The sequence below is a fragment of the Flavobacterium sp. genome, assembly GCF_013823965.1.
Taxonomy (GTDB): domain Bacteria; phylum Bacteroidota; class Bacteroidia; order Flavobacteriales; family Flavobacteriaceae; genus Flavobacterium.
In genome coordinates this window covers 1-9,840 of sequence record NZ_PNNA01000029.1, presented here as the reverse complement: position 1 = coordinate 9,840, position 9,840 = coordinate 1, and the positions used below count along the sequence as shown (strand labels likewise).

At 40.3% G+C, this 9,840-nt stretch carries 10 protein-coding genes; 7 read left to right on the top strand and 3 right to left on the bottom strand.

What is annotated here, in order from left to right; translation table 11 throughout:
* Positions 1 to 236 precede the first annotated feature (236 nt).
* Complete coding sequence (locus C0430_RS03140; RefSeq protein WP_290865394.1) at positions 237 to 836, bottom strand: hypothetical protein; 600 nt, start codon at positions 834 to 836, stop codon at positions 237 to 239.
* A gap of 232 nt (positions 837 to 1,068) precedes the next feature.
* On the opposite strand from C0430_RS03140, the gene C0430_RS03135 reads away from it, so the two are divergent.
* From C0430_RS03135 to C0430_RS03110, 6 genes are all read left to right on the top strand, one after another.
* Positions 1,069 to 1,455 (top strand): RidA family protein, encoded by a 387-nt coding sequence (locus C0430_RS03135; RefSeq protein WP_290865392.1) that lies wholly within the window; start codon positions 1,069 to 1,071, stop codon positions 1,453 to 1,455.
* A 157-nt stretch (positions 1,456 to 1,612) separates the two neighbouring features.
* On the top strand, positions 1,613 to 2,902 hold the full coding sequence (locus tag C0430_RS03130; RefSeq protein WP_290865390.1) for a voltage-gated chloride channel family protein: 1,290 nt from the start codon (positions 1,613 to 1,615) through the stop codon (positions 2,900 to 2,902).
* Between the two features lie 69 nt (positions 2,903 to 2,971).
* Complete coding sequence (locus C0430_RS03125) at positions 2,972 to 3,976, top strand: bifunctional oligoribonuclease/PAP phosphatase NrnA (protein ID WP_290865389.1); 1,005 nt, start codon at positions 2,972 to 2,974, stop codon at positions 3,974 to 3,976.
* Positions 3,977 to 4,072: 96 nt separating this feature from the next.
* A complete protein-coding gene (gene gldI / locus C0430_RS03120) occupies positions 4,073 to 4,714 on the top strand; it encodes a gliding motility-associated peptidyl-prolyl isomerase GldI (protein ID WP_290865387.1) in 642 nt (213 codons plus the stop codon).
* A gap of 16 nt (positions 4,715 to 4,730) precedes the next feature.
* On the top strand, positions 4,731 to 5,846 hold the full coding sequence (locus C0430_RS03115; protein WP_290865385.1) for a peptidylprolyl isomerase: 1,116 nt from the start codon (positions 4,731 to 4,733) through the stop codon (positions 5,844 to 5,846).
* Between the two features lie 45 nt (positions 5,847 to 5,891).
* A complete protein-coding gene (locus tag C0430_RS03110) occupies positions 5,892 to 7,127 on the top strand; it encodes a peptidylprolyl isomerase (RefSeq protein WP_290865383.1) in 1,236 nt (411 codons plus the stop codon).
* Positions 7,128 to 7,363: 236 nt separating this feature from the next.
* Here C0430_RS03110 and C0430_RS03105 read toward each other — a convergent pair whose 3' ends face one another.
* Positions 7,364 to 7,804: a hypothetical protein gene (locus C0430_RS03105; protein ID WP_290865381.1), complete on the bottom strand. Its 441-nt coding sequence runs from the start codon at positions 7,802 to 7,804 to the stop codon at positions 7,364 to 7,366.
* Positions 7,805 to 7,922: 118 nt separating this feature from the next.
* Complete coding sequence (locus C0430_RS03100) at positions 7,923 to 8,306, bottom strand: HU family DNA-binding protein (protein ID WP_290865379.1); 384 nt, start codon at positions 8,304 to 8,306, stop codon at positions 7,923 to 7,925.
* 296 nt (positions 8,307 to 8,602) lie between these two features.
* On the opposite strand from C0430_RS03100, the gene C0430_RS03095 reads away from it, so the two are divergent.
* A complete protein-coding gene (locus tag C0430_RS03095) occupies positions 8,603 to 9,646 on the top strand; it encodes a site-specific integrase (protein WP_290865377.1) in 1,044 nt (347 codons plus the stop codon).
* The last annotated feature ends 194 nt before the right edge of the window (positions 9,647 to 9,840 follow it).

The window sequence follows — 9,840 nt, the reverse complement described above, 5'->3', positions numbered from 1 at the left end:
ATGGGTTTGAATTTGATATTGGAGTCAAACTGGCTAAAGCTCTTGGCAACAAAACCTATCCAAAAAATAAAAAAAAGAATTCGCTTCATGTCGTTTTTCTTATTGACAAATCAATATTTATAAAAGTCCAAAAATAATAGAAATTAAGAAACCAAAATCACAAAAATAACATAAATAAAAACCGGGTCTTTTCATTTGCGGAAAAGAAAACCCCTATTTAGCATTATGGTCGTTTTCTATTCTTTGACCAATAGCAGGGCCGCTTTATACCCTGTGCCCACGTTCCACTGGCTTGCCGCAACAACAACTCCTTGCTCGTCATAAACCTGGAATTCAGCCGTATTCGGGGAAGCAAAACCTTCGTTCAAGGCTTCAAAATCGATCTTGTTGCTCCCGTTTTCCAATTTAATCTTGAATTCTTTAAAATCGCCCGCCAAAACAACTTCGGGTTCAATCATCTTGTCATTCAAATATACTCGTATCTTGTCGCCATCCACAAATGCAGCATCCCGAAACCGAATGGTGGAAGTGAATGACTTGGTTTTAAAACTACCCAAATATTGGTTTCGCCTGTAGAATATTCCTTTTGAATTATTCTCTTTCAGATACAAATTGCCATCTTTAAAAAGATCTTCCGGATTAAACTTCGGTGTTGGTTCCGGTATTATTGCCAGCTCGGGCGGAGTGATTTTTGGCAAAACTACTTTTGGAGGAACGACTTCCTTAGTCTTCGCTTTCTTGGCAGGAATGGCTTTAAACTTGGGCTTGAATTCTTCCTGGGCTAACCCTTTTAACGACAGGCCTAACATGATGATCAAAAACAATATTCTTTTCATGGCGCTTCACTATTGGTGACTAAGGAACTCTTTACTTTATAACATTCAATTGTGGAATTTATTACATCGCAGGGAAGAAGTCATTCCGGGATCAATGTTCCTATTCCACTTTTTACATAAAAATCAGGATTTTTTATTTCTCTATTTTTTCCTAAATTGCAAAAAATATACCAAAACTTGAATCGCCATTCCAACACATTAAAAAACAACACCATAAACTAAAACAATCCAAATGAAAAGAGAAAATATCTTGACAGGTTCACCATGGGAGGACAAAATGGGCTATTGTCGCGCCGTTCGCATAGGAAACACCATCGAAGTGTCAGGAACAGTAGCCATTGTGGATGGTGAAAAAGTAAAAGCCGATGATGCTTATGCACAAACCTTAAACATTTTGGAACGAATCGAAAAAGTGCTCGAAGACCTGAACGTGGGAATGAAAGACGTGATTCGCACCCGGATTTTCACTACCGACATTACCAGTTTTGAGGATGTTGCCCGAGCGCATGCCACTTTTTTTAAAGACATAAAACCGGCAACCGGTTTTTATGAAATCAGCAAATTGGTAGCTCCTGAATATTTGGTGGAAATAGAATTTACTGCTGTTGTTGCTGAATAATTTTTAAGAAAACAATAAGCCACAAATTATCACAAATTGCATTCAATTTCAAAATTGAATTGTCTTAAATTTTATTTTATCTGATTTAAAAAAGTGTGAATTCAGAACAAATCATTTTTGTGTTAATTTGAGTAATTCGTGGCTAAAAAACCTTTAAATGAACCTACAAAAAATCACCCTTCTTACCTTCAAATGGATTTTCATTTGTGTTTTAATAGGCTTTTTTTCGGGTTCCGCTTCGGCATTTTTTTTAGTGTCGTTGGAATGGGTTACCCAATTTAGGGAACACAATAATGGGATAATTTGGCTCTTGCCAATAGGCGGACTTTGCATTGGATTATTGTATCATTATTATGGTAACGAAGTCGTGAAAGGCAATAATTTATTGCTCGAAGAATACGAAAAACCCCAAAAGACCATTCCGTTAAAAATGGCGCCTTTGGTACTGATCAGCACCTTAATCACGCATCTTTTTGGTGGTTCTGCCGGTCGTGAAGGAACCGCCGTGCAAATGGGCGGAGCAATCGCCGACCAATTTTCAAGACTGTCCACTCCAGCACGTCGTCCCGAGCGCAGTCAAGGGACGAGAGACAAACGCAACAATTCCGACAGAAAGGCACTCATCATCATGGGAATCAGTGCTGGTTTCGCCTCTGTTTTTGGCACGCCTTTGGCGGGAGCCTTGTTTGCTTTGGAAGTTTTGTACTTCAGTAAAATCAATTTCAAAAACATTTTTCTTTCTTTTTCAGTGGCCTATGTTGCCTATTTCACGGTTGAATTTTGGCAGGTAAAACACACGCATTACACGATTCCCATTGTACCCACAATGACATTGACTACTCTTGCGTGGCTCATTGCCGTTGGTGTTTTGTTTGGTCTTGCCGCGATGTTGTTTTCCAGGACGACCCATTTTTGGGGCAGATTATTTTCTAAAACAATATCCTATCCACCGCTTCGGCCATTTGTGGGTGGACTAATTTTAACCCTCGCCATTTTTGCCATTGGAAGCACAAAATATATAGGTCTGGGCATTCCGACGATTGTCGATTCTTTCCTGACTCCAAACCAATGGTTCGATTTTTTACTCAAAATATTGTTCACCGGATTCACGCTGGGTGCCGGTTTCAAAGGGGGCGAAGTGACGCCGCTGTTCTTCGTCGGTGCCACATTGGGAAGCGCTTTGTCACTGGTTGTTCCTTTACCCATAGCCCTTTTGGCCGGAATGGGATTCGTGGCCGTATTCTCGGGAGCCACCCACACTCCCATCGCTTGCACCGTTATGGGGATGGAACTTTTTGGCATGGAAAGTGGCCTGTTCATTGGGATTGCTTGTGTGGTTGCCTATTTCTGCTCGGGTTCCATCGGGATTTATCATTCGCAGCTTGTAAAGGGAGCCAAATACCGCTTGTACCAACGGATTAAAAGACAAAATCTAGAGGATTTTTAGTTGTGTTAAAGTTTGTTAAAACTATAATTGTTTCGAAGATTACATTAAAAAAATGTAAATTCGCAAACTATGAAAGAACAAGACATTCAAGCCATACAGTTGCTGTTATCGACTCCAAAAAAAATTGCCATTATTCCACATCGCAGTCCTGATGGCGATGCGATGGGTTCCACCCTTGGATTGTATCATTTTTTATTAAAAAACCATCACTATCCCGTCGTGGTTTCTCCCAATGAATTTCCGGATTTTTTGGCTTGGATGCCAGGCTCGGAGACCGTTAAAATATTTGAAAAAGACAAAAAAAACAGTACCAAAATACTCGAAGAAGCCGAACTCGTTTTCACCCTTGATTTCAATGCTTTGCATCGTGTGGGCGAAATGGAAAATGTGCTCAACAAGCTGACCGCTCCTTTTGTGATGATTGACCACCATCAATCGCCGGATGCTTATGCGGCAGTCACCTATTCGGATACCGCTTTTGGCTCCACTTGCGAAATGTTGTACAATTTCATTTGCTTCCTTGGCAAGAAACCAGACTTGGACAAAACCATAGGCACCTGTATTTATACGGGAATCTTGACCGATTCAGGTTCTTTTCGTTTTCCAAAAACAACGGGGACAACCCATAGAATCATAGCCGATTTAATTGATTTGGGCGTTGAAAACACGGAGATTCCAACACTGCTTTACGACAACAGTTCCTATGGCAGGTTGCAATTGTTGGGCAGGGCGCTTCAAAATATGCAGGTTTTGCCCGAACACAAAACCGCTTATACCACGCTTACCCAAGAAGAATTGGATACCTTTAATCACGTAAAAGGCGACACCGAAGGCATCGTCAATTATGGGTTGAGCATCAAGGGCATTGTTTTTACGGCGATTTTTATCGAAAATGCCGAAGAGAAAATCATCAAAATCTCTTTCCGTTCCCAGGGCGATTTTGACGTGAATCTTTTTGCCAGAGCCCATTTCAATGGTGGTGGACATCGCAATGCTGCCGGAGGAAAATCGGTATTGTCGATGGAAGAAACCGTGCGTCAATTTGAAGAATTGGTAACCAAACTAAAAACATAAAGCATCCTGAAATTGCCTCTACACGAGTTTGTTGCAAACAAACACCTGTAAAATGCGGTAACACAAAGAACCCTTGCAAAATCAAAACATACCAGTATGAAATATTCTAAACTTATTCCATTTGCCTTTTTGGTTGCCATTTTAGTTGCCAGTTGCAAACAATCTCAAGAAGCCAGAAGACCTATTTCCAGGGCATCTGGAAGTTTCATGAAAAAATCGGCAGAGAGAAACAAGAAGTTAATTGCCGGCGAAGAAGGACAAATTGATTCCTTGATTAAAAGCAATCCCAAAATTAAATACTTTGCCTCCACCAAAGGATATTGGTACTCGTACGTGGTTCAAAACATACAAGACACCTTGACTCCCAAAAAGGGAGATGTAGCTTTTTTTGATTATGAAATCAAGGATTTGAAAGGAAACATCATTTATTCCGAAATCGAATTAAGACCCCAAACTTATGCTGTCGACAAACAAAACATCATGACCGGATTGAGGGAAGGCATCAAATTGATGCATAAAAAAGAGAAAGTAATTTTCCTTTTCCCTTCGCACATTGCATATGGGTATCACGGCGACGACAAGAAAATTGGTACCAACCAGCCTTTGCTTTGTACCGTGACGCTGCATGATTTCATATCGGAAGAAGCTTTCAAAAAAGAAATCCAGTTTGGGACAGCAACTCCGCCCAAAGCGGAAAACACCACTACATCAAAATCAAATGACACTTTAACCCATTAATAAAACAAGTTTTAAAATGAAAAGAAAGATTCTATTCCTGTTACTGCTCACTGCCTCGTTGTATTCCTGCAAAAAAGAGGAAACCAACAACCTTCCTGACGGATTGTATGCCCAAATCGAAACCAACAAAGGAACCATAATCGTACAATTGGATTATGAAAAAGCGCCTATCACCGTGGCCAATTTCGTGACTTTGGCCGAAGGAAAAAATGAATTCATCACCAATGAAAACCTTAAAAAGAAACCTTTTTATGACGGCTTGAAATTTCACAGGGTCATCAAGGATTTCATGATACAAGGTGGAGACCCACTGGGAACCGGTTCTGGAGATACCGGATATAAATTCAAGGACGAAATCACCGACATGCGTTTTGACAAAGGCGGTGTTTTGGCCATGGCCAATAATGGTCCTGCCACCAACAGCAGCCAATTTTTTATCACACATTTAGAAACCCCCTGGTTAGACGGGAAACACACCATTTTTGGGCATGTGGTCGAAAAAGGAATGGATGTGGTTAACGCCATTGTACAAGATGATTTTATGAACAAAATCACCATTATCAGAAATGGAGAAGCGGCCAAAAAGTTTGATGCCGTGAAAACATTCCGGGATTATTTTGCCGTTGAAGCGGAAAACCAAAAGAACAAAATGGCTCTTGATGCTGCCGCAAATGCAAAATTCAAAGCCGTTTACGATCAAAAAGCCGCTTCCCTGGCCGCCTTAAAAACCAATGCAACGAAAACTCCCACCGGATTGCAATATGTGATAACCAAGAAAGCCGGAGGAAAAAAACCGGCAAGCGGCGCCAACATTTACATCCATTATGCCGGGTTTCTAGAAAATGGCACCTTGTTTGATTCCAGCATTGAAGAAGTCTCAAAAGCTTTTGGAAAATATGATGAAAACAGGGCCGCCCAAGGAGGATACCAACCCATTCCATTTCAAGCGGGACGAAAAGACGGAATGATTCCCGGTTTTATCGAAGGATTGGAAAAACTGTCTTTTGGCGACAAAGCCGTGATCTTTATCCCATCTAAATTGGGTTATGGAGAAGCCGGAGCCGGTGGCGTCATTCCACCAAACGCGAATATTATTTTTGAAATCGAGTTGTTGGAATCACTGCCACAATAAACTATTTGACAAACAAAACAAGTTAGACCTTAAAATTAGAAAAAAATGAAATCTAAAATCTTGGTATTATTATTTATGGGAATGTTGGGCCTGCAAGCGCAAACTGCCAAAAAGCCAGCAGCAACAAAAAAACCAATGCCGGCGGCGCAGAAAACCCCAACCGCTAAGCCAACTCCAAAAACCACGGCAGTTGCCGAAGGAATCTTTGCAACGATTGCCACCAACAAAGGGAACATTGTCGTACAATTAGAATACCAAAAAACACCGGTTACCGTGGCAAACTTCATCGCATTGGCAGAAGGAAAAAACCCCTTTGTAACCAATGAGAAACTAAAAGGGAAGCCTTTTTACGATGGTTTGAAATTTCACAGAGTCATCAAGGACTTTATGATTCAGGGTGGCGATCCTTCCGGAAATGGTTCTGGTGGGCCGGGTTATGCCTTCAAAGACGAATTCACGGATTTGAAACACAACAAAGGAGGAATACTTTCGATGGCCAATTCCGGCCCGGCGACCAATGGAAGCCAATTCTTTATCACGCACAAAGAAACCTCCTGGTTAGACGGGAAACACACTGTTTTTGGCCACGTGACGCAAGGAATGGATATCGTGAACTTGATTGCCCAAGATGATGTCATTTTAAAAGTGACCATTGCCCGCAACGGTGCATCGGCCAAGGCATTTGACGCACCCAAAGTATTCTCGGATTACTATTCCAATAAAGCCGAAGATGCCAAGAAACAAGCCTTGATTGATGCCGAAAACAAAAATAAGCAAGCAGCCCTTGAAGCCGCGGCCAAAAAAGCCTATATGGAAAAATACGCCGGCGTTATTGCTGCAAAAGCCGCCTTCATAGCCAACACAAAAGCCACTGGAGCCCAAACACCTTCTGGTTTAATCCATAAAATTACCCAAAAAGGATCTGGTGTAAAACCCGCTGATGGAACTTCCGTAAACATTAGTTATGCCGGCTATTTTGAAGACGGAACCTTGTTTGACAGCAACTTTGAAGAAGTTGCCAAAGCCTACGGAAAATATGATGCCAATAGAGCCGCTCAAGGTGGTTATGCCCCTTTCCCGTTTGAAGCCGGGAAAAAAGACGGCATGATTCCTGGATTTTTGGAGGCATTGGGTTTGATGACTTTTGGCGACAAAGCCATCGTCATCATACCTTCTCAACTTGCCTATGGCGAAAGAGGTGCCGGTGGCGTGATTCCACCCAATGCCAATCTTGTTTTTGAAATAGAAATGACAGAAATCAAAGCGGAAGTAAAACAATAAATAAAAAATGTTTAACCGCAAAGTTTACCAAGAAAGCGCAAAGAGCATAAAGGAATTGACGGTAAAAGACCAATTGAAATGATAAATACGTTACCGAATTAAGCCTTCTTTACAATTTCGACGAAGGAGAAATGACAAACACTAGTTTACTTCGATATTTTATAAATTAGTATGACAAACCCGACAGAATTATAAACCCTGTCGGGTTTTTTATTTCAAATTATGGTCATGAAGTGTTATTTTTTTCCAAACTTCCAGTCGAATTCGTCTTTGGCGTTGATGATGGCGCCTATTTCAAATTTTACCACTTCGTCAAATTCCGTTTGCAGGATAAACCAGTTGTCTTCGTTGAAATAGTTTTCGAAAGTGTCAAAATCTTCTTGGGTAAACTTGGTGATTGCTTTTGAGGCCAGTTCTTTTTTGACTGCACTGATTTTGTTGCCCATGATTTTGTTGCCAAACAATTCCAAGTCGGGACTCGAAGCCACGATATAGCCCAGCCTGAAATCTTCTTCCTGATAGAAAGTCAACCGCATTTTCAGGGTATTGTAGGCAAAAATAATGTTGTCGTCTTCGTCCTTGTAATTTCGGTTGGGTTTTCCGTAAAGGGCGATAACGTCGTTTTGTTTCATTCCGAAAAGGAGCTTGTCGATTCCGTTTTTTGGATTTATTTTCATGTCGTATTATTTATGGCAAAGTTCGCAAAGTTTTTTGCAAAGTGCACTGTTTTATTTGCAGTTTAAAATTATTTGCTCCTATTTTGATGAAGCAGGGATTTTTATGAAAAATTCCGTTTTACCGAATCCTTTTGTACGTGAGTTGTCTCACGGCTTGTTTCATCTTCCTGGAAGGTTTGTAAATGACATTGGCTCCTTTGATGTTCGATTTTCCTAAATCGTCAGGAGTATCTGCAGGCAAACCTTGCAAAGTGATTTGAAAAGTTCCCAGCTCTTCTATCTTTACGATGCGCCCTTCCGAGAGGGCATCGCCTATGGCTTGGGTCAAGGCAATAATTACGCCATAGCAATCTGCCCGACTCACAGTTGATTGTGAAGCGACTATTGAGGCCAGACGGTCTAGATTGACCTCGCCATTGTGTACCGCACAAGGATAATATTTGGTTTCTGGTGGTGTGGCCAGATTGTTTTTTTTGGGCACCATTTTAAAAGATACAGCCATGGCTTAGCAATTCTCGGGTTTAAAAAAAATATTGTCAATTGCTAAATTAATACTTCTTGGTTAAATCACAATCAATTGCTGTACATCTTTTAATAAAAAATTGTACGGAAATAATATTAAAGCTGTACAGGAATTAACTAAAAGATATATAGGAATTAGTTTAACTTAAGTTATGGAAACAAAAACAGGCACTAAAGAATGTAAAAACAGAAGACGATGAACTTGTTTTTCATATAAAGCAAAGCATTCGATGTTATTGTAATTTTCTTTATTTTAGCCAAACTAAAGCTCTGATTATGAAATGGGAAGCCAAAATCATCACACATAAAAAGGAAAAAAGAATCGCGGTTTATTTTGAAAAAAATACGGAATGGATTGCTCGCATAAAAAAACTCGAAGGTTCGCGTTGGAGTCAAACTTTGGGCGTTTGGCACCTTCCGGACACGGAGGAAAACCGGATTCGGTTTAAAATCAGACCGCTATCACACGGTATCCCTTCGAGCGAAGGTATTGCCCAAATCGAGAAATTCAAGCAATGGATGCGATCCAAACGTTATAGCGAAAGCACGCTTATTACTTATAGTGAAGCTTTAAAATCCTTCTTGGTGTTTTATCGAAACAAACCCGTTGCCGAAATTACCAATGAAGACGTGATTGTTTACAACAACGAGTATATTTTAAAAAACAATCTTTCGGCTTCGTACCAGAACCAAATCGTCAATGCATTGAAATTGTTTTTTAGAACTGTACAAAATAAATCCATTGTTGTCGATACCATTCACCGCCCAAAACGTGCCAAGGTTTTACCCAATGTTTTGAGCAAAGAAGAAGTAAAATTGATCCTGAATGCCCACAGCAACATCAAACACAAAATGATGCTTTCGCTGATTTATAGTTGTGGTTTGCGTAGAAGCGAACTTTTAAATCTAAAACCAACTGATATTGATTCTAAAAGAGGAATTGTAATCATCCGCCAAAGCAAAGGTAAAAAGGACAGAATTGCTCCTTTGTCGCCAAAAATATTAGAAATGCTTCGAGAATATTATTTAGGATGTAAACCTAAAATTTGGCTGTTTGAAGGACAAAATATAGGAGAACAATATTCTGAATATAGTTTACAAAGCGTTTTAAAACAAGCTCTTCAAAAAGTTGGAAACAAAAAACCAGTTACCCTACACTGGTTGCGTCATAGTTATGCCACACATTTGCTGGAAAGCGGCACCGATTTGAGATACATACAAGAACTATTAGGACACAATAGCAGCAAGACTACCGAAATTTATACGCACGTTAGCACAAAAAGTATTCAACAAATAAAAAGTCCTTTTGATGATTTGTAAGAAAAAATTAATATATTTGATACTAAATAATATGTGACTTTTGTCACACATATCTACCCAAAAACGGATGGCTTTGTGTGATTTTGTCACACATATAAACGAGATGGAGTACATCCCTCCGGGCTGCACTCCATCGGGCTCCGGCTTCGCCTTGGTGAGCGGAACGCCCCTTTTCAGGGACATTCCCCATCACC

Coding starts and splice junctions, on each gene's coding strand:
- C0430_RS03110 (WP_290865383.1), top strand. CDS start 5,892: ATGAAATCTAAAATCTTGGTATTATTATTTATGGGAATGTTGGGCCTG.
- C0430_RS03140 (WP_290865394.1), bottom strand. CDS start 836: ATGAAAAGAATATTGTTTTTGATCATCATGTTAGGCCTGTCGTTAAAA.
- C0430_RS03135 (WP_290865392.1), top strand. CDS start 1,069: ATGAAAAGAGAAAATATCTTGACAGGTTCACCATGGGAGGACAAAATG.
- C0430_RS03115 (WP_290865385.1), top strand. CDS start 4,731: ATGAAAAGAAAGATTCTATTCCTGTTACTGCTCACTGCCTCGTTGTAT.
- C0430_RS03125 (WP_290865389.1), top strand. CDS start 2,972: ATGAAAGAACAAGACATTCAAGCCATACAGTTGCTGTTATCGACTCCA.
- C0430_RS03130 (WP_290865390.1), top strand. CDS start 1,613: ATGAACCTACAAAAAATCACCCTTCTTACCTTCAAATGGATTTTCATT.
- C0430_RS03105 (WP_290865381.1), bottom strand. CDS start 7,804: ATGAAAATAAATCCAAAAAACGGAATCGACAAGCTCCTTTTCGGAATG.
- C0430_RS03100 (WP_290865379.1), bottom strand. CDS start 8,306: ATGGCTGTATCTTTTAAAATGGTGCCCAAAAAAAACAATCTGGCCACA.
- gldI (WP_290865387.1), top strand. CDS start 4,073: ATGAAATATTCTAAACTTATTCCATTTGCCTTTTTGGTTGCCATTTTA.
- C0430_RS03095 (WP_290865377.1), top strand. CDS start 8,603: ATGAAATGGGAAGCCAAAATCATCACACATAAAAAGGAAAAAAGAATC.